18 protein-coding genes and 2 pseudogenes are annotated in these 23,012 nt (G+C 73.4%); 13 read left to right on the forward strand and 7 right to left on the reverse strand.

Going from position 1 to position 23,012, the window contains the following annotated elements; genetic code table 11:
* Window positions 1-3: 3 nt before the first annotated feature.
* The 4 genes and pseudogenes from EKD16_RS13195 to EKD16_RS13210 all read left to right on the forward strand — a co-directional run.
* Window positions 4-177: pseudogene (locus EKD16_RS13195) on the forward strand (IS607 family transposase); the annotation flags it as partial.
* On the forward strand, window positions 174-1,550 hold the full coding sequence (gene tnpB, locus EKD16_RS13200) for an IS607 family element RNA-guided endonuclease TnpB (RefSeq protein ID WP_207391294.1): 1,377 nt from the start codon (window positions 174-176) through the stop codon (window positions 1,548-1,550). The pseudogene EKD16_RS13195 and the gene tnpB, both read left to right, overlap by 4 nt.
* Before the next feature lie 15 nt (window positions 1,551-1,565).
* Window positions 1,566-1,691, forward strand: a pseudogene (locus EKD16_RS13205) (endo-1,4-beta-xylanase); the annotation flags it as partial.
* Window positions 1,692-1,773: 82 nt separating this feature from the next.
* Window positions 1,774-2,769, forward strand: coding sequence for a helix-turn-helix transcriptional regulator (locus EKD16_RS13210; RefSeq protein WP_131098658.1), 996 nt, complete (start codon window positions 1,774-1,776; stop codon window positions 2,767-2,769).
* 131 nt (window positions 2,770-2,900) lie between these two features.
* Here the strand turns inward: EKD16_RS13210 and EKD16_RS13215 are convergent, their stop codons facing one another.
* Window positions 2,901-4,781 carry a serine/threonine-protein kinase gene (locus EKD16_RS13215; protein ID WP_131098659.1) on the reverse strand — a complete coding sequence of 627 codons (1,881 nt, stop codon included), beginning with the start codon at window positions 4,779-4,781 and terminating at the stop codon, window positions 2,901-2,903.
* Window positions 4,782-5,171: 390 nt separating this feature from the next.
* Here EKD16_RS13215 and EKD16_RS13220 point away from each other — a divergent pair, with 390 nt between their 5' ends.
* Window positions 5,172-5,639, forward strand: a complete 468-nt coding sequence (locus EKD16_RS13220) for an NUDIX domain-containing protein (RefSeq protein WP_131098660.1) — start codon at window positions 5,172-5,174, stop codon at window positions 5,637-5,639.
* Window positions 5,640-6,830: 1,191 nt separating this feature from the next.
* Here EKD16_RS13220 and EKD16_RS26605 read toward each other — a convergent pair.
* Together EKD16_RS26605 and EKD16_RS13230 are read right to left on the reverse strand one after the other, a co-directional pair.
* Window positions 6,831-7,220: a MoaD/ThiS family protein gene (locus tag EKD16_RS26605; RefSeq protein ID WP_394347268.1), complete on the reverse strand. Its 390-nt coding sequence runs from the start codon at window positions 7,218-7,220 to the stop codon at window positions 6,831-6,833.
* A 4-nt stretch (window positions 7,221-7,224) separates the two neighbouring features.
* Window positions 7,225-8,325, reverse strand: coding sequence for a WD40/YVTN/BNR-like repeat-containing protein (locus tag EKD16_RS13230; protein ID WP_131098661.1), 1,101 nt, complete (start codon window positions 8,323-8,325; stop codon window positions 7,225-7,227).
* Window positions 8,326-8,812: 487 nt separating this feature from the next.
* Here EKD16_RS13230 and EKD16_RS13235 point away from each other — a divergent pair, with 487 nt between their 5' ends.
* The 7 genes from EKD16_RS13235 to EKD16_RS13265 all read left to right on the forward strand — a co-directional run bounded on the left by EKD16_RS13235 (window position 8,813) and on the right by EKD16_RS13265 (window position 17,993).
* Window positions 8,813-11,635, forward strand: a complete 2,823-nt coding sequence (locus EKD16_RS13235) for a helix-turn-helix transcriptional regulator (protein ID WP_278248889.1) — start codon at window positions 8,813-8,815, stop codon at window positions 11,633-11,635.
* Window positions 11,636-11,783: 148 nt separating this feature from the next.
* The gene (locus EKD16_RS13240; protein WP_131098662.1) at window positions 11,784-12,578 is read left to right on the forward strand and encodes an ABC transporter ATP-binding protein; all 795 of its coding nucleotides are present in this window, start codon (window positions 11,784-11,786) and stop codon (window positions 12,576-12,578) included.
* On the forward strand, window positions 12,571-13,293 hold the full coding sequence (locus EKD16_RS13245) for an ABC transporter ATP-binding protein (RefSeq protein WP_131098663.1): 723 nt from the start codon (window positions 12,571-12,573) through the stop codon (window positions 13,291-13,293). Before EKD16_RS13240 ends, EKD16_RS13245 begins: the two co-directional genes overlap by 8 nt.
* An 11-nt stretch (window positions 13,294-13,304) precedes the next feature.
* Window positions 13,305-14,156 carry a branched-chain amino acid ABC transporter permease gene (locus EKD16_RS13250; protein WP_131098664.1) on the forward strand — a complete coding sequence of 284 codons (852 nt, stop codon included), beginning with the start codon at window positions 13,305-13,307 and terminating at the stop codon, window positions 14,154-14,156.
* Window positions 14,157-14,158: 2 nt separating this feature from the next.
* Window positions 14,159-15,292, forward strand: coding sequence for a branched-chain amino acid ABC transporter permease (locus EKD16_RS13255; protein ID WP_131098665.1), 1,134 nt, complete (start codon window positions 14,159-14,161; stop codon window positions 15,290-15,292).
* A 3-nt stretch (window positions 15,293-15,295) separates the two neighbouring features.
* Window positions 15,296-16,618 (forward strand): ABC transporter substrate-binding protein, encoded by a 1,323-nt coding sequence (locus EKD16_RS13260; RefSeq protein WP_131098666.1) that lies wholly within the window; start codon window positions 15,296-15,298, stop codon window positions 16,616-16,618.
* A 670-nt stretch (window positions 16,619-17,288) separates the two neighbouring features.
* The gene (locus tag EKD16_RS13265) at window positions 17,289-17,993 is read left to right on the forward strand and encodes a GAF and ANTAR domain-containing protein (RefSeq protein WP_207391295.1); all 705 of its coding nucleotides are present in this window, start codon (window positions 17,289-17,291) and stop codon (window positions 17,991-17,993) included.
* Window positions 17,994-18,054: 61 nt separating this feature from the next.
* On the opposite strand, the gene EKD16_RS13270 is transcribed toward EKD16_RS13265, so the two are convergent.
* Window positions 18,055-18,966, reverse strand: a complete 912-nt coding sequence (locus tag EKD16_RS13270) for a glycosyltransferase family 2 protein (protein ID WP_394347269.1) — start codon at window positions 18,964-18,966, stop codon at window positions 18,055-18,057.
* The gene (locus EKD16_RS13275) at window positions 18,963-19,814 is read right to left on the reverse strand and encodes a glycosyltransferase family 2 protein (RefSeq protein WP_242677427.1); all 852 of its coding nucleotides are present in this window, start codon (window positions 19,812-19,814) and stop codon (window positions 18,963-18,965) included. Before EKD16_RS13275 ends, EKD16_RS13270 begins: the two co-directional genes overlap by 4 nt.
* A 466-nt stretch (window positions 19,815-20,280) precedes the next feature.
* Between EKD16_RS13275 and EKD16_RS13280 the strand changes: the two genes are divergently transcribed.
* Window positions 20,281-21,135, forward strand: coding sequence for a SigB/SigF/SigG family RNA polymerase sigma factor (locus EKD16_RS13280; RefSeq protein WP_131098668.1), 855 nt, complete (start codon window positions 20,281-20,283; stop codon window positions 21,133-21,135).
* 134 nt (window positions 21,136-21,269) lie between these two features.
* On the opposite strand, the gene EKD16_RS13285 is transcribed toward EKD16_RS13280, so the two are convergent.
* Window positions 21,270-22,268: an NAD-dependent epimerase/dehydratase family protein gene (locus EKD16_RS13285; protein WP_131098669.1), complete on the reverse strand. Its 999-nt coding sequence runs from the start codon at window positions 22,266-22,268 to the stop codon at window positions 21,270-21,272.
* Window positions 22,269-22,308: 40 nt separating this feature from the next.
* Window positions 22,309-22,995: an SDR family oxidoreductase gene (locus EKD16_RS13290; RefSeq protein WP_131098670.1), complete on the reverse strand. Its 687-nt coding sequence runs from the start codon at window positions 22,993-22,995 to the stop codon at window positions 22,309-22,311.
* Window positions 22,996-23,012 lie beyond the last annotated feature (17 nt).

Raw genomic sequence — 23,012 nt, forward strand, 5'->3', positions numbered from 1 at the left:
GCCGCCTCGGGGCGGTCGCTGGTGGTACTCGACGATAGCGAGGTCGATGACGATCTGGTGCGCGACATAACCGAGGTGCTGACGTCGATGTGCGCCCGGCTGTATGGGAAACGGTCGGCGGGGAAACGCGCCGCCCAGGGGGTGGCCGCCGCAACACGGAAGGAGGGCCCGGCGTGAACGGCGCCCACCATCAGGCCTACCTGTTCGCGCTTGATGCCGCCCCTGAGCAGGAACAGGCGTTGTCCTCCCATGCCGGGGCGGCCCGGTTCGCCTACAACTGGGGGCTGGCCCGCGTCAAAGCCAACCTGACCCGACGCGCCGCCGAGCGCACCTACGGCCTGGACGAGGCGGATCTGACCCCGGGCCTGAACTGGTCGGCCTACAGCCTGCGCAAAGACTGGAACACCGCCAAGCACGAGGCGGCGCCCTGGTGGGGCGAGAACTCCAAAGAGGCCTACTCCTGCGGCCTGGCGAACCTCGCCCAGGCGCTGAAGAACTGGAGCGCCTCCCGCGCCGGCAAGCGCACCGGAAAGAAGACCGGGTTTCCGAAGTTCAAGTCCAAGCGGTCCCGGAAGTCGTTTCGTATCACCACCGGAGCCTTCGGGTTGGCCCCCGGCGACAACCGGCATGTGAAGCTGCCCCGCATCGGGGTGGTGCGCACCCACGAGTCCACCCGCAAGCTCGCCCGCCACCTGGCTCGTGGCTCCGCCCGCATCCTCGCGGCCACCGTCAGCTTCCAGCGCGGCCGGTGGCACGTGTCCTTCACCGTGGAGAAGCGCACCCCCGCACCGGCCCCGGCCACCGGCGGCGCCGTCGGCGTCGACCTGGGCGTCAAGCACCTGGCGGTGCTCTCCACCGGAGAGGCCGTGGACAACCCCGAACACCTCGACCGCGCCCAACGGCGGGCCGCGCGCCGCACCGGCCCCGACCGGCGCACCGGACAAACCCCGTCCAACCGGTGGCGCAAAGCCCGCGCCGCCGCCGACCGGCTGCACACGAAGACCGCAAACGCCCGCCGCGACGGGCTCCACAAACTCACCACCCGCCTGACCAACGCGTTCTCCACGATCGTGATCGAGGACCTGAACGTGGCCGGGATGGCGGCCAACCGCTCGCTGGCCCGCGCGGTCTCCGATACCGGAATGGGCGAACTGCGCCGCCAGTTGGAATACGAAACCGCCTGGTCCGGGCGCCACCTGGTGGTGGCCGACCGGTGGTTTCCCTCGTCCAAGACCTGCAACGACTGCGGCGCGGTGAAAGCCAAGCTGCGCCTGTCGGAGCGGACGTTTACGTGTGAGGCGTGCGGGATGGTCGCCGACCGCGACGCCAACGCCGCCGCCGACCTCGCCGACCTCGCCGAGGTCGCCGAGGTCGCCGAGGTCGCCTCCTCCCCGGGTTGCGGGGCGAGGATAAACGAGCCCGCTGGAAACCCACGTAAGCCCGCCCCTGGTGGCTATGGGTACCGCCACGGGAAGACCCCGCCCGGTCGGGCGGGGTCAACGCCGCGCCGCAAGGCGACGGCTCAGGACACGTTTTCACACGTTTCCTGAACGGTCACAGTCTGGGGCGTCGGCGAGGCGGACTTGTGGATCCCCTCGTGGTTCCCGGGTCGGGGCGCCGCGCTGCCCTTCGACCGCGACTACGCGCCCAAGCCCGCGTTCGGCTCCATGCAGGAGGTGCTGGGCGGGTGAGGGCGGTCGGCGCCCGCGGCTACGCGCGAGCCGTGGCCGAAAGCCGCCGCCGGCTGTCAGGTACACGCTGCATACTGGCCCCATGCGAGCGAGCCGACTGGTCCTGCTGGTATTGCTGCTGCAGAACCGCGGGCGGATGACGGCGGCGGAGCTGGCCGCGGCCCTGGAGGTGTCGGAGCGGACCGTCTACCGCGATACCGAGGCGCTGAGCGCAGCGGGCATCCCGATCTACGCCGACCGCGGCACCGGCGGCGGGTACCGCCTCGTCGAGGGCTACCGCACGCGGCTGACCGGCCTGTCCGCGGGCGAGGCCGAGGCCCTGCCGCTGGCGGGCCTGCCGGAGGCGGCGGCCGAGCTGGGGCTGGGCGCGGAGATGGCCGCCGCCGAGCTGAAGCTGCTGGCCGCACTGCCCGAGGGGCTGCGGGAGCGCGCCGAGCGCGTCCGGTCCCGCTTCCACCTGGACGCGCCCGGGTGGTGGCGCAGTGCCGAGGAGGTCCCGCATCTGGCCGCCGTCGCCGCGGCGGTGTGGGACCAGCACACCGTCGAGGTGGACTACCGCAGGTGGGACGGCACCGACGTGCGGCGGCGGCTCGATCCGCTCGGGATCGTGCTCAAGGGCGGCAGCTGGTACTTCCTCGCCCTGCCCCACCCCCACGGCGGGGGCCCGGACGCCGCCCGCCTGCGTCCGCGCGTCTTCCGTGTCTCGCGGGTGCGCGAACTGACCGTGCGCGGCGAATCGTTCACCCGACCCGAAAGTTTCGATCTCGCCGCCACCTGGGCCGAGTGGGCCCGGGACTTCGAGCAGAGCCGCCACCGCCTGCGCACCCGGGTCCGGTTGAGCCGGCGCGGCTTGGAGCTGGTCGGCGCGCTGTCCTCCCCCGTCACGGCCGCCGGGGCCGCCGGCCTGGAGGCCGGCGCCGACGGCTGGTGCGAGGCCGAACTCTACGTCGAGTCGGTCGCGGTGGCCACCACGGAGTTCGCCTCCTACGGCCCCGAGATCGAGGTGCTGGAGCCCGAGGAGCTGCGGACGGCACTGGCGGAGCACCTGCACGCCGCCGCCGCGTTCTACGCGGGCTGAGCGCGTCCTACAGCGGCCCCGCGGACCCGGCGCGCAAGCCGGTCGGCCGTCCAGCGCGGGCGCCCCGGCGTCCGCCTGGCGGGGCCGCGGGGAGGGGCGCCCCCGCGGCCCAGGGCACCTTCAGGGCCGGGTCAAGTTGACCCGAAGAAGCCGGAGTAGAACAGCATTCCGTTGGTGCCGGCCACCACCGCCAAGGCCAGCATCGCGCCGACGACGTAGGCCGTGCGCAGCGAGCGGATCAGGAACTCCGCCGCGACGACGTTGTTCAGCAGGAAATAGCCCAGGTAGAGGGCGTGGAAGAACCCGTCGAGGGTGAAGACGCCCGAGTAGACCCACTCCTGACCGGTCCACACGCCCGACTCGGTGGTGAACCACTGCCAGGCGTAGGAGACGCCGATGCCCAGCGGGATCTGGATGATCGGGATGATCAGCAGCGGCAGCAGCTTGGCGAAGCTCCACAAGCCGGGCTGGTCGGCGTGGCGCGCCTGCGCCTGGGCGCGCCGGGCCGCGTCCTGCTCGGCACGCATCCGCTCGCGGTGCGCGCGCTCGGCCTCCTGCCTGCGGCGCTGCTCCTCGCGCTGCTGCTCCTCGCGCTGCTGCTGCTCGCGCTGCTGCTGCTCGCGCTGCTGCTGCTCACGCTGGCGGCGGCGCTGCTCCTCCTCCTGGCGCCGCCCGTCGTCCTGGTAGGGCTGGGCGGGCGCGCGGGGTCCGGAGTCGCGGTACATCCCGGCGTAGGCGTCGTCGCCCGCCGGCGGCACGGCCGCGGTAGGCGGCGCCTGCTGCGGGCCGCTGCCGTAGGCGGGGGTGCGGTCCGGCCCCTGCTGCTCATAGGCGCGGGTGCGCTCCCCGTATCCCGTGGTGGGCGCCGGCGTCTGGCCATAGGCGCGTGTCGCGCCGGCCTGGCCGGCCTGCGGTCCGTCGGGGTGGTAGGGCGGCGGAGGCTGCGGGGTCTGCCCGGTCCCTCCGGCATGGGCTCCGGCGCCCATGACCGACGTGGCGTCGGCTCCGGCGACTGCTCCGCCCGCGGCGCGGGTGGGGTCGTGGTCGCCGAGTCCGGACCCGGCGGCCGCACTCGCCGCGGCACCGCCGAGGAACGAGGTGGCCCCGCCGGTGTCGGCGCCGTCGGCGGCGGCACCGCCGCTGAGCGCCGCGTTGGTCTTGTCGACCTGGTCGCGCACGCCCCGCTTGACGTCGGGCGGCAGCCAGGACTCGCCGATGGGGACGTCGCCGAGGGCGTCCAGCAGCTGCCCGGGCGAGGGCCGATTGCGTGCGTCTTTGGCGAGGCAGGCCGAGACCAGCCGCTGCAGGGAGGCGGGGACCGCCGAGAGGTCGGGCTCGTGCTGCAGGATCCGCATGACCAGCGTGGGCATGGCGCCCTCGCCGAAGGGCCCCACGCCGCCGGCGGCATAGACCAGGACCGCGCCGAAGGCGAACATGTCGCTGGAGGGGGTGAGGTGCTCGCCCTGGACCTGCTCGGGCGACATGAAACCGGGGGTGCCGATGATGGACTGCGTGGCCGCGGTGCCCTCGGTGGCGCGGGCGATTCCGAAGTCGATGACGCGGGGGCCGTCCTCGGCGAGCAGGACGTTGCCCGGCTTGAGGTCGCGGTGGATCAGGCCGACGCGGTGGATCTCGGCGAGGGCCTCGGCGAGGCCGGTGGTCAGAACGCGCAGCGTGTGCTCGGGCAGTCCGCCGTAGGCGCGCACGGCCTCGTCCAGTGGCAGCGACGGCACGTAGGAGGTGACCAGCCAGGGGACGTCGCCCTCGGGATCGGCGTCGATGACCGGCGCGGTGAAGGCTCCGCTGACCTGGCGCGCCGCGGTGACTTCGCGGGCGAAGCGCTCGCGGAACGAGTTGTCGGTCGCCAGGTGCGGGTGGATGCGCTTCACCGCCACCGGGCGGCCGCCCGCCGATCGGCCGAAGTACACCTGCCCCATGCCTCCGGCGCCCAGCCGCCCGATCAGCCGGTACCGGCCGATGCGCTCCGGGTCGCCGTGCTCCAACGGACCCACGTCCGTACCTCCGCATTCACCGCTGTATCGAGTGTGTGGCCCAATCCTGCGATCGTAGCCACACCGGGGCACCGCGACCGCATCCGGAGCCGCACTCTCGGCCGGCGCGTCCGCGACCGCGGAACCGCGCCGGGGCACCCGGTGCGCACTCCGGCAGCGTCGACGCAAGAAGCTCCGCTGCTGGAGGTGTGCTGCCCGCAGGCGCGGGGGGCGCCTGGCGCAGGCGGCCGCCGGCGGGTCGGTCGGCGTCCAGTGTAGAGGGTGGATGTCTCGCAACACATGCCTTTACAGCGTAGATCAAAGTAGGCCAAAATATCGGGATGCGGGCGCCGCGCCGACTTCGCGCGGCCCGGCCTCGCCCCCGCCACGGCGACGCCCTACGCTGCCGGTATGGCGCAGTTTCTCCCTCCCGAACAGTGGTTCGCCTCGTTGCCCACGGCCTACCTCGCCTCCTTCGGCCTGATCACCGACGAGTCTGGGCGCGTGCTGCTGGTCGACCCCAACTACCGCGACCACTGGACACTGCCCGGCGGGATCGTCGAGGACGGAGAGGCCCCGCACCTGGCCTGCGAGCGGGAGGTGGCCGAGGAGGTGGGCCTGCAGCGCACCGCCGGTACGCTGCTGGCCCTGCAGTGGAGCGCGCCGCGGGGCGCCCGACCCAGGCCGTTCCTGTCCTTCGTCTTCGACTGCGGCACGATCGACTCCGGCGCCGTGATCACCCTGCAGGAGGATGAACTCGACGACTACGCGTTCGTCGCGCCCGACGCCGCTGCGGACCTGCTGCACCCGGCACTCGCGCCCCGGCTCACCGGCGCCCTCAAGGCACGCAGCGAGGGCGCGACCGTATACGTGTCCTAAGCCGTGCTTAAGAACGCCGGTCTGCTGTGCGGCCTTGTTGGTCTGGCGGGTGGATCGGTGGTCTTAGGGAAAGCGGCGCCGAGGACGGAGCGGGGTCGGGCCCGTGCCCAACGGGCCGGGTGCCCGCCGGTGGCGCGTGCGGCGGAGGGGCGGCGTTGGGCCGCCGCAGGCCGGTCGGTGCATCCAACGCGTGGGTTTCACCGGAGTCCGGCCGCTGTCTGGTTAGAACCCTGCGTTGGGCGGCACCGGTGCCATCGAGTCTGTCTGTAGGGACGGATTCGGCGCCGAATCCGTCCCTACAGACAGACTCGGCGCGGCTTGGCCCGTCTATCGTGAACTTATGGTCGCAGGTAAGCGCATTCCGCGGCCATAAGTTCGCGATCATCGCCGGATGGGCCGGCATAGGGGACCTACCGGCGCCGGTGGGCCGGCTGGGTGTCGCCGTGTCCCCTACCGGGCCCGCACAGGGTGGAGGCAGCGCGGCGGGGCGCGGTCGCGGGCGCTCGCGCGGCCCGGTGGTGCGCCGGATCGGGGGTCGGGAGGTGACGCCGCGTCGCTCGTGGCGCCCGGGTGTGGCCGCCGGGGGCTCACCGCCCGATGGGGCAGACTTTTGGGGGCCTATGCCCGTTTTGCGGGCGGCCTCGGCGGGCGCGGCGGCCACGAGGTGCACGAAAAGTTGACGTCGGGGGCGTTTCCGCGCCATTCGGCGCGCCTCGTGGACCGTCGCCGCCGCGACGCTGGTGCGGGCCCACCGGGAACTCGAGCATTTGTGGGCAAAACACCCCGTGTTGTTTCGTATCGCGGAATGATGGGGTGAGGGTGGCGCCTCGGGGCGGCGCCGAGGCGGATGGGGCCGCACGTACGTGCGACTCGTGGCCCCGTTCCGGCCATGACGGCCGCCGGCTGCCCCGCGCCGGGCCCGCGCCGACGACCGGGCGGCGGCCCCCGGGGCTCGACCACCTGCAGGCGGGTGACCGCCGCCGACCACCGCAGGCCCGACCCCGCCGGCGTCGTCGCCGCCCCGCCGCGCGCGCCACCGCAGAGCACCCGACCCGTCAACCGCAGGCCCGGCCATCCGCCGCCCTCGCTGCGGCTTTCCGGTGAAGACCACCCGCCGCCCGGCAGACCAACAAGGCCACAACAAGGCCGCACAGCAGGCCGGCGTTCTTGAACACGGCATAGTTCGGCGGCTCAGCCGCCGGCCACCGAGGGCAGGATGCGGACTTCCGCACCCTCGGGGACGGGGGTGTCGAGTCCGTCGACCGCGCGGCACTCGTCGGAGTCGACGAACACGTTGACGTAGCGGCGCAGCCGCCCCTGTTCGTCGCGGATGCGGCGGTCGAGTCCGGGGTGGCGGCGGGCGAGTTCGTCGAGGAGGGCGCGCAGTGTGGCGCGGGTGTCCGGTGCCGCCGCGGCGGCGGGTGCCGCAGCGGGGACGGGGCCTCCGGCGGGCGCCGAGGCGTCGGGCGCGGTCGCCGCGGTGGGCGGGGTCGGCGCGGCCTCGGCGAGCATGATCTCGATGCGGGCGGCTCCCCCGGCGTCGGACTGCAGCACCTGCGGGAGCACGACGGTCACGGCCATGTCCTCACACCTCCACCGCGCGGACGCACAGCACGTCGGGCAGGTGGGCGGCCACCTGCGACCACTCGCCGCTGGAATCGGTAGTGGCGTAGACGTCGCCGGAGCGGGTACCGAAGTAGAAGCCCGGGTCGGCGGCGCCGTCGGTGCACGCGCCGTCGCGCAGCACGATCCCGTAGTAGGGGTCCTGCGGGAGTCCCTTGACGGCCGGCTGCCAGCTGCGGCCGGCGTCGTCGGTGCGGTGCACGGACAGGCGGTCGCCGGGCGGCAGGTGGACCTCCTGGCTGACCACGGGGAACACGTAGCCCGAGCCCGGCGTGTGCGGATGGGTGACGAAGGAGAACCCGAAGTCGGTGGGCAGGCCCTCGGCGATGGAGGTCCACCCTGTGGCGGGGTCGGTGCTGCGGAAGACGCCGTGGTGGTTCTGCGCGTAGAACGCGCCGTCGCTGCCGATGGCGACCTTGTGCACGCACTGGCCGTACTCGGGCGCCTCCTCGGGCAGGAAGACGGCGCTGATGCCGCGGTTGGCCGGTGCCCAGCTGGCGCCGCCGTCGCGCGTCTGGTAAACGCCGCCGGTGGACATGGCCACCGTCATGGCGTCGGGGTCGGTGCCCTGGGCGCTCACCCGGCCCGGGAGCACGGTGTGGATGGCGGCGCCGCCGGCGCCGGGCCACCAGTCGGCGCGGTGGGGGTGGTCCCACAGCGGGCGCACCAGCTCGAAGCTCTCGCCGCCGTCGGTGGAGCGGAAGAGGGCGCTGGGCTCCACACCGGCGTAGACGGTGCCGGGCTCGTCGCCGAAGGCGAACTGCCACACCCGGGTGAAGGAGTCGTCGACGTCGCCGGGGAAGGCGATCGGCGCCCGCGGCGGTTCGTGCCAGGTCCCGCCGAGGTCGTCGCTGTACCAGACGCTGGGCCCGAAGTGGGAGCTCTCGGCTCCGACCAGGATCCGCCGCGTGTGCGGGTCGACGCCCACCGCGTAGATGCCGGCCATGTTCGCGTAGTCCTCGGTGTCGAGGCGGTGCGGCCCGCGCAGCTCCCAACGGCGGCGGTCGTCGCCGGTGGCGGTAAACAGGCCCTTGCGTGTTCCGATAACCAGGAGATACGTCATGATCGCCCCAGGAGTGAGTGCTCGCACCGACCGCTGTGGACTTAAGGTTCGCACAGCGGGTGCGGTGTGGCTGGAAAAGTCCTCGCAAAGCCGTGCCCGGGCTGCCCGCGCCGAGGTCGGCGATGTGACTCAGCATACAGCAGAACTGCTAGAATTCGTACAGGTGTTCGCCACTTGTCTCCGGTCGGCGGCATGTGGGGGAGCGAGCACCGGCCGCCTCGCCGGACCGCTCCGCCGGCGAGGCGGTCCGCGTACTGCGCGCACGGCTTTTTCGAACGCTCACCGGCGCCCCCCGACCGCCGCCGGCGGATGCAGGCGCCGACGCCGGTCCCGGCGGTCGTGCCCGAATGCATCCGCCGCTCGCCTGTCCGGAACGCGGCCCCGCTGCCAGGGGCGCGGCGCCCACCACCCGCCGGGGGATCCGTGAAATCACCAGTCTGGCTCTGCCGACCTGTCGGGCGGATCGACGCCTGTGTAATTTGAGGGCGTGCCCAGTCGAACCCCCCCGACGGGCCCCGGTGTCAGCCTCCGGGGCCGGGCGTCGGAGCAGCGGATGCTCACCGACGTCCTGGACGGTGCGCGCTCCGGCCAGGGCTCGGCGGTGCTGTTCAGCGGCGGACCCGGCATGGGCAAGACCGCCCTGCTCGACCACGCCTGCGAAGCCGCGCGCACCCCGCAGGTCGGCCACTTCCGGCCGCCGCAGAAGGCCATGGTGGTCAAGGGCGCCATGGTGCTCGGCTCCTCCGGCACCGAGACCGAGTCGGCGATGGCTTTCGCCGGCCTGCAGCGGCTGCTTCGGCCGGTGCTGGACCGCGTCGCCGAACTGCCCGACCAGCAGGCGGCGGCTCTCGATCTGGCCCTGGAGAGCGGCCGCGTCGCCGAAAGCGACCGCTTCCCCCTCTCCATCGGCGTGCTGCGGCTGCTGTGCCTACTCGGCCACTCCGCTCCCCTGCTGGTCTGCGTCGACGACGCGCACCTGATGGACGCCGCCTCGCTGGACGCGCTGGCCTTCGCCGCGCGCCGGCTGGGCACCGACCCGGTGGCGATGGTCTTCGCCGCCCGCGACGACTCACCCAAACCCGTCGTCCCCGGCATCCCCGCCGTGGCGCTGGAGCCGCTGGGCGACCCGGCGCTCAGCGAGGTGCTCGGCGACGCCGCGCCGGGCGGGATCGCCGCAGGCGTGCGCGCCGAACTGGTGCGCTGCGCCCACGGCAACCCCGCGGCCGCACGCGGTTTCGCCGCGGCGCTGTCCCGCGACCAGCTGTCGGGGGCGCGCCCCCTGCCGCGCGCCCTGCCCCTGCCGGCGCACCTGCTGCGCGCCTACACACCGCGGCTGGAGGCGCTGCCCGAGCCCGCGCGCCACCTGCTGCTGCTGGCCGCCACCGACCCCGAGTGCGGACTGGACCTGCTGGTGCGGGCCGCGGACCGGCCGGAGATGACCGTGGGGGACCTGGAACCCGCGGAGAACGCGGGGCTGGTGCGCGTGGACGGCGCCCAGGCGGTCTTCACCGATCCGGTGCTTTGCACCGCGGTCTACCAGGCCGCGCCCGTGGTGGCCCGGCGCGCGGCCCACGCCCGGCTGGCCCGCGTCCTCGATCCCGAGCGCGACCCCTCCCGTTACGCCCGCCACCGCGCCGCGGCGGCCGAGGGGCCCGACTCCGAACTGGCGGCCGAGCTGGCCGCGGCCGCCGACACCGCCAAGGAGCTCAACGGCCACGCGGTGGCCTCGGCCGCACTCGAACAGGCCGCCGAGCTCACCCCCATCCCCCGGCTGCGCGCCTGCCGGCTGTCCACTGCCGCCCAGGACGCCTGGCTCTCCGGGATGCCCGAGCGTGCCGCGGGACTGCTCGACCGGGCCGGCCCCGATGCCGTGTCACCGCGCCAAGCCGGTGTGCTGGAACTGATCCGCGGCCAGATCCGGCTGCGCGAGGGCAACGCGATCGACACCGCCGACGCGCTGCTGGACACCGCCGAGCGCCTGCTGCCCCACGACCGGGAGCTGGCCGTGCGCTCGCTGATGCGCGCCGCCGACGCGGCCTCCTTCGCCGGCGACCCGGTCCGCCACGCCGCGGCCGCCCGGCGGCTGGCGCCGCTGGCCCGCGACAACGACCCGCCCGCCATGCGGCTGGCCTTCGCCTTCATGGAGGGCTGCGCGCTCTCCTTCGCCGGCGAATACGCGGGCGCGGTCGGTCCACTGCGCCGCGCCACCGACCTGGCCGAGGAGGTCGACACCCCGGCCGAGCTGATCTGGGCCGGTATCGCGGGCCTCCGCCTGGGTGACGCCCCGCTGGTGCACGCGCTGTCGACTCGGGCGGTGGCCGTGGCCCGGCGCCGCGGGGCGCTGGCGGTGGTGCCCCAGGCGCTGGAGTTCCTGGTCTACTCGGAGTTCTGGAGCGGCCGCTTCCCCTCGGGCATCGGCAACTGCATGACCGGACTGCGGCTGGCCCGCGAGACCAGCCAGCCCAACTGCGCCACCCACCACCTGGCCGCGCTGAGCCTGCTGGCCGCCATCCAGGGCGATTCCGAGACCTGCCACGAGCGGGCGCGCGCGGTGGCCGAGCGCTCCTGTGAGAACAGCCTGGGCCTGCCGATCGCGCTCAGCTCCTGGGCGCTGGCACTGCTTGACCTGGCCCAGGGCGACGCGCACGGCGCGTTCTCGCGGCTGCGGGTGCTCAACCACGCCGGCCCCGGCTACGGCCATCCCACGATGCGCCTGCTGACCGCACCGGTCTTCGTCGAGGCGTGCGTGCGCACCGGGGAGTACGAGCGCGCCGAGGTCGCGCTGGCGCCCTACGAAGCCTGGTCCGAGGCCACCGGCAGCCTGAGCAGTCTGGCCGTCGCCGCACGCTGCCGCGGCCTGCTGGCCGGCGCCGAGGACGCCGCCGAGCACTTCGAGGAGGCACTGCGGCTGCACCGGGCCTGCGGCGACGACGACGTGGAGCGCGCCCGGACCGCGCTGCTCTACGGCACGACGCTGCGCCGCAACCGGTTCCCCGGCCGCGCGCGCGAGCACCTGCGCGAGGCGCTGGAGACCTTCGAGTGGATCGGGGCGCGGCTGTGGGTCGAGCAGGCCCGCGGCGAACTGCGGGCGATCGGCGATCCCGAACCCGCCGCCACCGCCGAGAGGGGCGACCACGGGCTGACCACCCAGCAGCACCAGATCGCCCTGCTGGTGGCCGAAGGGGCCACCAACCGCGAAGTGGCCGCGCACATGTTCATCAGCCCCCGCACGGTCGAGCACCACCTGCGGGGCATATTCCGCAAGCTCAACATCCGGTCCCGCGTGGACCTGGCCCGCATGTTCCGCTGACGAGTGCGGAATACCGCCGCCGCACCCGCCCCCCGTCCCCGACTTCCGTTCCGTTCCCGGCCCCGGCCACCGCCGACGACTGCCCCCTACATGCCAACTGGTCGGTATCACCGCAGCAGGCGCCGACCCGGCACAGAAAGCAGTGCAGATGACCACCACAACGACGGCCCCATTACTCTCCGCCGAGCAGATCACCGTGCGCTTCGGCGGCCTGACGGCGCTCAGCGACGTGGGGCTCGCGGTGGCGCCGGGCTCCGTCGTGGGGCTGATCGGGCCCAACGGCGCCGGCAAGACGACGCTGTTCAACGTCGTCTCCGGCGTGATCCGCCCGCAGACCGGCACCGTCGCCTGGAAGGGCCGCGCCCTGCGCAACCACCGCCCCCACCACCTCGCCGGCCTGGGCGTCGCACGCACGCTGCAGGGGCTCAACCTCTTCCCCGGGCTCTCGGCACTGGACAACGTCATGGTCGGAGCGGACCACCTGGCGCGCGGCGGGAGCCTGGCCATGCTCACCGGGCTGGGCCGCTACCACCGCGACGAGCGGCGGCTGCGCGAACGCGCGATGGCGGCCCTGGAGGAGTTCGACGTCGCCTACGCCGCCCGCGCGATGCCGGGCACCCTGCCCTTCGGCGTGCAGAAGCGCGTCGCCATGGCCCGGGCGGTGGTCGCCGAGCCGGAACTGCTGCTGCTGGACGAGCCCGCCAGCGGCCTCTCCGGCGACGACATCGCCTCGCTGGGCGCCGCCATCCGGGCCTTCAGCGCCCGCATGGGCGTGCTGCTGGTCGAACACCACATGGACCTGGTGATGGACGTCTGCGACCACATCGTGGTGCTGGACTTCGGCGAGGTCATCGCCGAGGGCGCCCCCGCCCGGATCCAGGCCGACCCCGCCGTGGCGCGGGCCTACCTGGGCGCGGACGAGGAGGGGGGCACCGATGGCTGAGCGGCCGATCCTCAGCGTCGAGGGCCTGAGCACCGGCTACGGCGCCGTCACCGCGCTGAACGGGGTGAGCATGAGCGTCTCCCGCGGCGGCATCTGCGCGGTGCTGGGCGCCAACGGCGCCGGCAAGACGACCCTGCTGCGCACCCTGAGCGGCCTCAAGCGCGCCGACTCCGGCCGGGTCCTGCTGGACGGCACGGACATCACCCGCCTTCCGGCCGAGCGGCACGTCCGCCACGGCCTGGTGCACGTGCCCGAGGGCGGCGGCGTGATCGTCGAGTTGAGCGTGGTGGAGAACCTGCGCCTGGGCGGGCTCTGGCGCTCGGGGCGGCGCGCGCGCCTGCAGCGCACGGACGAGGTGCTGGAGCTGTTCCCGCCGCTGCGGGAGCGGGCGGACCGCCCGGCGGCGACACTTTCCGGGGGCGAGCGCCAGATGCTCGCGCTGGGCCGGGCGCTGATGGCGCGGCCGCGGGTGCTGCTACTGGACGAGCCGTCGCTGGGCCTGGCCCCGCTCGTCACCCGGCAGATCATGCAGATGCTGCTGAAGCTGCGCGCCGAGCAGGAGCTGACCGTGGTGCTGGTGGAGCAGAACGCGCGCAGCGCGCTGTCGATCACCGACCACGGCTTCGTACTCAACCAGGGCGAGGTCGTCATGGCGGACTCCTCGTCCCGCCTGCTCGCCGACGACCGCATGCGCCACGCCTACCTGGGGTTCTGAGAGGGACGACCGTGGACCACTTCATCGACCTGACGCTGAGCGGCCTGTCCTCGGGCGCGGTCTACGCCGCCCTGGCGCTGTCGCTGGTCATCATCTACCAGGCCACCCGCGTAGTGAACTTCGCCCAACCCGCGCTGGCCCTGATCTCGGTCTACATCGCCTACGCGGTGTCGCAGGCCACCGGAAGCTACTGGCTGGGCTTCGGCGCCGCGCTGGCGAGCGGGCTGGTGCTGGGCGCGGCCACCGAGCGGCTGCTGATCCGGCCGGTGCACGGGCGCTCCCCGCTCAGCGCCATCATCGTCACCCTGGGCCTGCTGCTGGTACTGCAGGGCCTGGCGGGCATGATCTGGAGCAACGAGCCGCACTCGTTCGCCTATCCGCTGGGCTTCCGCGGCCGGTTCTCGGCCTCCGACTGGTTCGCCCTGGGCTCGGTGGGCGCCGCGGCGCTGCTGCTGTTCGCGCTCTACCGCTTCACCCCGCTGGGGTTGCGGATGCGCGCCGCGGCCTTCCACCCCGAGGCGGCGCGGCTGAGCGGTGTGCGGGTGGGGCTGATGCTGACCACCGGCTGGGCCATCGCCTCGGTGATCGGGGCGCTGGCCGGGATGCTGGCGGCGCCGCCGTTCATCTTCCCCAACGTGATGGACGCGGTGTTCATCTACGCGATCGCGGCGGCGGTCGTGGGGGGCCTGGAGAACCCCTTCGGCGCGCTGGCGGGCGGCATGCTCCTCGGCCTGTGCCTGTCCTACGTCTCCGGTTACGCAGGTCCGGAGCTGACCACGCTGGCGGCGCTGGCCATCCTCGTGCTGGTGCTGAGCATCCGCCCCGACGGCCTGTTCTCCCGCCCGACCGCGCGAAAGGTGTAGTGATGGTCTCGCTGCGCAACCACGAGTCCACCGGCCGCGGGGAGGACGCGCCGCGCACTCCGGCGCCCTCGGCGGCCGACCGCTGGCGGGCGCTGCCGGCACTGGTGCGGTTCCCGCTGGCCGCGGCCGCCGCCTTCGTCGCCGTCGTCGCGCTGACGTTCGTCACCGGGCCCACCGCAGACCTGCGCCTGGGCAGTGTGGGCTACTACATGCTGGCCATCGCGGGCCTGCAGCTGCTGATCGGCTACAGCGGGCAGGTCTCGCTGGGCCACGGCGCGTTCATGTTCATCGGCGCCTACACCATGGCGCTGCTCGTGCTGAACGTGCCGGCCCTGCCGCTGTGGGCGAACATGCTGGTCACGGTCGCCGTCGCCTGCGTGGCGGGCGTCCTGGTGGGCGCCGCCACCGCGCGGCTGCACGGCCCCTACCTGGCCGGTGCGACGCTGGCGCTGGCCGTGGGACTGCCGTCGCTCACGGTGCGCTTCCCCGAACTCCTCGGCGGCAGCAACGGGCTGGCGTTCTCCACCCGCGGGGCGCCGGCGGCGCTGGCGGGCGTCGTGACCACCAGCCAGTGGCAGGCCGCCGCGGTGTGGCTGACGACGCTGGTCGGCCTGGTGCTGCTCGCCACCATCAGCGCGGGGCGCCTGGGCCGCCGCATGCGCGCTCTGCGCGACGACGAGTCGGCGGCGGCCCTGGCCGGTATCCCGGTGGGCCGCACCAAGGTGGCCGCGTTCGTCATCAGCGCGGCCTGCGGCGGCCTGGCCGGGGCGGGCCAGGCCTACCTGCTGGGCACCGCCACCCCCAGCTCCTTCACGGTGACGCTGTCGCTGAGCCTGCTGGCGGCCCTGGTGCTGGGCGGGCTGGGCAGCATGTGGGGCGCGTTCCTCGGCGCCGTGGCCCTGGTCTACGTGGAGGTCTGGGTCGAGGACCTGGCGCACGTCCTGACTCTCGGCACGAACGTCTCCAACAACCTGCCGATCGTGTTCTTCGGCGTGCTGCTGATCCTGGTCATCCTCATCCGGCCGGACGGCCTGCACGGGATGTTCCGCAGTCTCGCCGACCTGGTCCGCCGCGGGCGCCGACCAGCAGAGCCCGCACCCGCCCGCAGCCGTACCCCATCCACCGCACGGGAGTAGCACATGAGATCACGCATCGCCCCCGCCGCCGGCCTGATGGCCGCGGTCCTTTTGGCCACCTCCTGCGGAGGCGCCGGCGAGGTCCGAGACGACGCGGCCGCGGACCTGGACGTGTCCACCGGCGTAACCGAGGACAGCATCAAAATCGGCTCTCACCAGCCGCTGACCGGTCCGGCCGCCCCCGGCTACAGCCAGATCTCGATCGGCGCCGGGGCCGTCTTCGACTACGTCAACGAGAACGGCGGCGTCCACGGCCGCGAGATCGACTACGTGGTCAAGGACGACGCCTACGACCCGGCGCGCACCATCGAGGTCACCCGCGACCTGGTGCACAACGAGGAGATCTTCGCGATGCTGGGCGGCCTGGGCACGCCCACCCACTCCAAGGTGGTCGACTTCCTCGACGAGGAGGGCGTGCCCGACCTGTTCGTCTCCTCGGGCGCGCTGATGTGGAACCAGCCCGACAAGTACCCCCTGACCTTCGGCTACCAGGTGGACTACACCAAGGAGGCCAAGATCCAGGGCAAGTACATCGCCGAGAACATGCCCGACGCCAAGGTCGGCTACCTGCACCAGAACGACGACGTGGGCACCGACTCCGAGGCCGGCCTGGAGCAGTACGTGGCCGAGCAGCGCGTGGCGGTGGAGTCCTACGACCCCGGCAACACCGACATCAGTCCGCAGATCGCGTCGCTGGAGGAGGCCGGCGCCGACGTCGTGGTGTGCTCGTGCATCCCCGCCTTCACCGCGCTGTCCATCCTGGAGTCGCAGCGCATCGGCTACGAACCGCAGTTCGTGGTGAGCACCATCGGCGCCGACACCGCGACGCTGACGGGGCTGCTGTCGGAGTTCGCCGCCCAGGCCGGCAACGAGGACGTGCCCGTCGAGCAGCTGCTGGACGGGATGATCTACACCGGCTACCTGCCCGCGATCACGCGGCAGGACGACCCCTGGATCCAGCTGTACTCCCGGATCTACGAGGAGTACGCCGACAGCGACCGGCCGATGACCAACACCACGGTCTACGGCATGGTGCAGGCCACCCAGATGGCCCGGGCGCTGATGTCGGCCGGCGAGGACCTCACCCGGCAGAGCCTGCTGGATGCCGTGCACACCCAGGACTGGGCGGGGCCGGGGTACGTGCCCTTCGCCTCGACCGAGGACGACCACGGCGGCTACGCCGGTGCGCAGGTTCTGCGGTTCCGGGCGGGCGAGGCCCCCGAGACGCTGCAGGAGGCCATGGTCACCGACAGCGCCGGCGGGGAGGTCACCGCGGCCGAGGTGGAGCGACCCGCCCCTGAGGACATCACCTTCTACGGCGAGTGATCGCGGCCTTTCGACCGCTCTCACCGGCGCCCGGCCCGCGCGCGGGCCGGGCGCCGGTCGGTGTGTGCGGGCACCGGGAGGACGGCCGGTGCACACGGCTCGCGGCGCCGGTGATCCAACGGCGAGAAGAGTCGGCGGCCGAGCGCGGAAGCGGTTCCGTGGTGCCCCCAGCCGAACGGCATTCCCGCGCGCCTCTTTCCCTTGGCGAAAGATTCAACCGCGGCAGACGAATTCTTCACCGGGCGAATTCGAGTCGGTCCCGGACGCGTGCCTGAGATGCGGGCGCCGGGCGCCTGCCCGGCCGCGGACACCGCCGTATGGTCCGCCGCTGCCACGCGCCGCGGCAGCACCCTTTCGCGGCGAGTGGCACCTGCTCACCGGGGCTTTTGCGGGCTCGACCGGGCGGCGCCGGCCCGGTGCGCGCACGGCCGTGACGCCCCCCGTGCACCCCGCGCCGCACCCCCGGTGTAGGGTACAGTCGTTGACACAGGCAAGGAGTGCGGGCGATACTCGCATTCCATAAGGAATTCCTTGCAGCCGGTTCGGTCGCCCCCGGTTCTCACACTGCGAAGTCGCTCGATCACCCGATCGGCGCCTTGTGCTGTGCGCCGGCTTCGCAACGGGGGCGATACGGACCTGCGACTCGTCCAACGGCACAGAAGGGCGTGCGATGCTTAACAAGGACCACTCACCTTCGCCCGAAGGTTTCGCCGACATCGTCCGCTCGATGTTCGCCGAACCGGACGTGCGCGCCACCCTGCAGCGCATCGTGGACCTCGCCGTGACCACGGTGCCCGGGTGCGACTACGCGGGCGTGAGTCTTTCGGAATCGCGCAGCCGAGTGGAGAGCCCGGTCGCCACCCACGACATCGTGCGCCGCAGCGACGAGCTGCAGCGGGAACTGGGCGAGGGCCCGTCCCTGGATTCGATGTGGGAGGGGACCTACGTCTACCTGCCCGACCTCACCCTCTCCGCGCGCTGGCCCGCCTACGCCGCCGAGGCCGCCGAACTGCCCATCGGCAGCCTGCTGAGCTACCGCCTGTTCACGGCCCGCGAGACTCTGGGCGCCCTCGTCCTCTACGCCGCCCGCCCCCGGGCATTCGGGGAACGCGCCCACGAGGTGGGGGTGATCTACTCCGCTCAGGCCGCCTCGGCGCTGGCCGCCAACCGCCGCATCGCCAACCTGAACCGGGCCCTGGACACCCGCGAGACCATCGGCCAGGCCCAGGGCATCCTGATGGAGCGCCACCACATGACGGCCGACCAGGCCTGGCAGCGGTTGCGCGACAGCTCGCAGAACCTCAACGTCAAGCTGGCCGAGCTGGCCGAGAAGATCGCGCTGACCGGCGAGGACCCCACGGGCCCGCCCGCATAGCCCGCCGCCGCGCACGGCGCCCGCGCCCTGTTTCCCAGCGCGGTGCGGGCGCCGCGCGGGCTCAGCCGACGTAGCGCCGGGCGGTGGAGCGACGCTGCGGCTCCTCCAGCAGCCGCAGCCCTTCCTCGACCCGGTGCGGCACCGGACGCCGCTGGGACAGCACCCACGGCAGTCCGGCCAGCGCGTCGGCCACCGCGGCGGCGCTCGCCCCGTCGGCGGGCACCGAGGCGAGCACCGCGGCGGTTCGCCGCAGCGCCGCCGGCGCCGGGCGGCGCAGCCACGCGGTCCACAGCGTGTTGCGGATGCCCAGCCGACGCCGGCCGGTGCTGTCCCTGCCGCGCGAGGGGGCGTGGTGCACGCGCAGGTCCTCGATCCAGCACAGCCACCACCCCGCGGCCGCCAGGTCCAGCGACAGCAGCTCCTCCTCCCCGCCCAGCCACAGCCGCTCGTGGAATCCGCCCGCGGCCAGGAACGCGTCCCTGCGCAGCACCGAGGCGCCGGCGAGGATGCTCAGCAGCGCGGGGCCCGGCAGATGCGGCGGTGCCGGGACCGGGGAGCCGCGCAGTTCGGGGGTGATGGGGTCCTCGCGCAGTGCGGGCTCGACCAGGATGCGCGCCGTGAGCGAGGCGACGTCGGGATGGTCGTCGAGCAGGTCGGCGGCGCGCGACAGGGAGCCGGGCTCCCACCAGGTGTCGTCGTCGCAGAAGGCCACATAGGGGGTGCCCAGCGCCTCGGCGCCGAGGTTGCGCCCCACCGCCCCCAGGTTGGCCCGGGCGCGCAGCAGCGCCACTCCGGGGAACGACGCCGCCACGGCCGCGGCGCTGCCGTCGGTCGAGGCGTTGTCGACGACCACCGTCGGCGGGCTCTCCGGCAGCGCGGCGAGCCGCTCCAGCACGTGCAGCAGCTCCGCGCGGCGGTCGCGGGTGATCACGACCACGCCCACCCGCGGATCGGGCGCGCGCACGGCGCTCACCGGCGCTCCAGCAGGCGCAGATCCTCTTCGACGCGTCGCGGCAGCCGTCGCCGCTGTACCAGGGCGCGGGGCAGGTCGCCGAGCAGGTCGGCGAACGCGCCGCGGGCCTCGGGCATCCGGCGGGCGGCGCGCGCCAGGTGCCACGTCTCCGCCAGTGCGCGCCCGGCGGGGCGCCGCAGCCAGCACACCAGCGCGCGGTTGCGCATGTCCAGCCGGCGGCGCCAGGCGCTCGGCGGGCGGTCGGGTGAGGGCGCGTGGCGGGCGTGCACCTGCGCCAGGTGGCAGGCGTCCCAGCCCAGTGCGGCCAGGTCCGCAGCCAGCAGGGCCTCCTCGTGGGTGAAGAACAGCAGGCGGCTGAAGCCTCCGGCGGCGCGGAACGCCTCGCGGCGGACGACCGCGGCGCAGGCCAGAAAGCCGAGCACGCGCGGCCCCGGCAGGTCGGGCGGTGCGGGGGCCAGCCCGGTGGCCAGCTCGGCGTTGATGGGGTCGGGGCGCGCGGAGCTGCCGACGAAGGTGGAGGCGGCGACCAGGCCCAGGCGCGGATGGGCGTCGAAGGCCGCGGCGGCGCGCTGCAGGGAGCCGGGCGCCCACCAGGAGTCGTCGTCGCAGAAGGCGATGTAGGGGGCCGGGTTGGCGGCGACGCCGGCGTTGCGCGCGGCGGCGCCGCGGTTGCGGGGCAGCGCCACGACCGAGACACGGGGGAACTCCGCCCGCACGAAGGCGGCCGTGCCGTCGCGCGAGGCGTTGTCGACCACGGTCACCGGCGAGTCGGGGTGGTCCCGGCCAAGCCGGAGCAATGTGCGGGCAAGCTCGCGGCGGCGGTCCCGGGTGGCCACCACCACGCCCACCCGGTCGCCGCCCGCGCCCGCGCCGCCCGGGTCGCCTCCGTGCGCGCGTGGTCCGACCGCATCCGCCCTATCGCCCACCTGCCGTGCCTCCCCTCCTTGCGAAAAACCGGCCCGGCACACCTCCGGGAAAGCCGTGAATGATATTTCCGACATCCGGCGACCGACCGCATCCACCGCGTCTACCCTGCTGCTTCGTAATCTCACGCGTTAATTCGCCGCAAAACCGGGATCGGTCGGGCCGACGCGGGTTGGCTTAATCGCGCATATCTCGATATGGTCAATGTTGTTGTGCAGGAGGTCCGACAGCGCGGCCTATGACGCCACTACGTGCGTCCCGGCTCCCGCTGCGGTGCACGACCGCACAGAAGCTCGGGGGAGTACATCACCGGCGCGCGGCACAACGCGCCGGACGATCCGGGAGGCAGGTGGTCGGCGGTCAACTCCGACGCAGCGAGGAACGTTAGCGATGAACACATCGAGCGCGCTCCGCGAACGAGAGACCGCAGTACCGCGTCCGCGCAGTTCCCGTGGTGGAGGCCACCACGGGAACAGTAAAACCGACGAAGCCTACTACGCCCGCACTCGCGAGCTGTTCGCGCAGCTCAAGAGTGGTGAGACGGGGCCGGCCGAGCACGAGGAGATCTATCGGAACCTGGTGGATCTGCACGCTCCGGTCGTCCGCCGCATCGCCCGCCGCTACCGCAATCGCGGCGAGCCCGAGGAGGACCTGCGCCAGGTTGTGACAGTCGGCCTGGTCCAGGCGATCCGCGACTTCAAGCCCGACTACGGCAAGGAGTTCATCTCCTACGCCCTGCCCATGATGACCGGTGAGGTCAAGCGCCACTTCCGGGACCGCACATGGGCGATTCGGGTGCCGCGCAAGTATCAGGAGAAGCGGCCCGAGCTCAACCGGGTGACCTCGTCGTTCGCCCAGGAGCACGGCCGTTCGCCGACGGTCGCCGAGATCGCCGAGCGGCTGGAGATGAGTGTCGACGACACTCTGGAGCTGATCGACGCGTCCTCGGCCTACAGCGCCCTGTCCCTGGACGTGCCCTACGGGGCCGAGGAGGAGGACAAGACGCTGGGGGACACGCTCGGCGAGGAGGACCACGAGCTGGAGAACGCCGCCGACCGGGCGTCGTTGCGTCCGGCGCTGGCCACCCTCTCGCCGCGCGACCGGCGGATCGTGCTCCTGCGCTTCGCGGGGAACAAGACCCAGGCCGAGATCGCGCAGATCGTGGGTCTGTCTCAGATGCACGTCTCGCGGACGCTCTCGGCGTCCCTGGCCAAGCTGCGCAAGCAGCTCGTCCCGGACGTGTGAGGGCCGCGAGCGCGTAGCGCCGTGTCCCCACGGTAGGTACGGTTTTCACCGGTGAGGCCCGGGGCGCCGCGGCGCCCCGGGCCTCACCGCGTTCGGCGCCCGCACCGCGTGCGGCGCGGTGGGTGCGGACGCGTTCAGGCCCGGCCCGCGGTCGGCTCGGCCGCGCGCCCCTCTTCTTCCCGCCGTTGTGCCGCGGCGGCGAACCACTCCACCGTCAGCCGCAGCCCTTCCTCCATCGGCACCCGCGGCCGCCACCCCAGCGCCTGGGCCGCCAGTGTGGTGTCGGGGCGGCGGAACCGGGGATCGTCGGCGGGGCGTCCGACCTGGACGACGGGCGACTCCGAGCGGCAGACGCCGCGCACCAGTTCGGCCAGTCGGCGGATGGACAGCTCGTAGGGGCTGCCGATGTTCACCGGACCGGTGATGTCGGCTCCGGCCAGCGCGATCAGGCCGCGCACCGTGTCGTCGACATAGCAGATCGAACGGGTCTGCATGCCGTCGCCGGACACGGTAATGGGTTCGCCCGCCAGCGCCTGGCGGATGAAGGTGGGGATCGCCCGCCCGTCGCCGGGGCGCATCCCGGGCCCGTAGCTGTTGAAGATCCGGGCGATTCCGACGTCGGCGCCGTAGGCCCGGTGGTAGGCCATGGTCAGCGCCTCGGCGTAGCGCTTGGCCTCGTCGTAGACGCTGCGCGGACCGACCGGGTTCACGTTGCCCCAGTAGCTCTCGTGCTGGGGGTGGTGCAGCGGATCGCCGTAGACCTCGCTGGTGGAGGCCAGCACGGTGCGGGCGCCGTGCTCGGCGGCCGCGTCCAGCGCGTTGCGGGTGCCCCGGCTGCCGGCCTCCAGCGTCTCCACCGGCAGCCGCAGGTAGTCGCGCGGCGAGGCCGCCGACGCCAGGTGGAAGACCGTGTCGACGCGGCCGGGCACGCGCAGCCCCAGCGTGACGTCGGCCTCCAGGGCGCTGAACCCGCTCCGCCCGGCGAGGTGGCGCACGTTCTCGGCGGAGCCGGTGGCGAAGTTGTCGACGCAGACCACCTCGGCGCCGCCGTCCAGCAGCCGCTCGCACAGGTGCGAGCCGATGAAGCCGGCGCCGCCGGTGACGACGGCGCGGCCGATCCGTGCCTGGCTCATGATCCCCCCTTGCTCTCGACGGCCCCCGGCCGCGGCCCCGTCAGGGCCACGACGTCTCCTCGGAGGGGCATACGACGATTTCCCGCACCTCGCACCCGAGGGGCTGTGCCAGGGCGAAGACGACGGCCCGGGCGACGTGCTCGGGCGGGTTGAGGCGGGCGTCGGGACCCGGCCGGTAGGTCTCGGGGCGGCCGTCGAAGAAGGCGGTGTCCATGCCGCCGGGCAGCAGCAGCGTGACCCCGACGCGTCCGGCGGTCTCGGCGGCCAGCGCGCGGGTGAACCCCATCACCCCGGCCTTGGAGGCGCAGTAGGCGGTGGCGTCGGGGACGGCGCGCACGCCCAGCGTGGAGGCGCAGTCGACGACCGTGCCGCGGGTGGCCTCCAGGTGGGGCAGGGCGGCGCGCACGACGGAGGCGGTGCCGACGAGGTTGACTTGGACGACCCGCTCCCAGTCGTCGGGGTCGACCTTGTCCAGGGGGCCGCAGGCGTCGGTGCCGGCGGCGTTGACGACGGCGTGCAGCCCGCCCGCGCGCTGCGCGAGGTTCTCCACGGCGTTCTCCGTGGCGTGCCGGTCGCCGAGGTCGACGCGTTCGTGGTCGGCCTCGACGGCGGGCTCGGCGATGTCCAGAACGAGCGGTCGGCCCCCTTCGTCGGCCACGGCGCGGGCCACTGCGGCGCCGAGTCCGGAGGCGCCGCCGGTGATCAGGGTGTTGCCGAGTGGACGCATAGGTTGCTCCCCAAGTG

This window comes from Streptomonospora litoralis (assembly GCF_004323735.1).
Classification (GTDB): domain Bacteria; phylum Actinomycetota; class Actinomycetes; order Streptosporangiales; family Streptosporangiaceae; genus Streptomonospora; species Streptomonospora litoralis.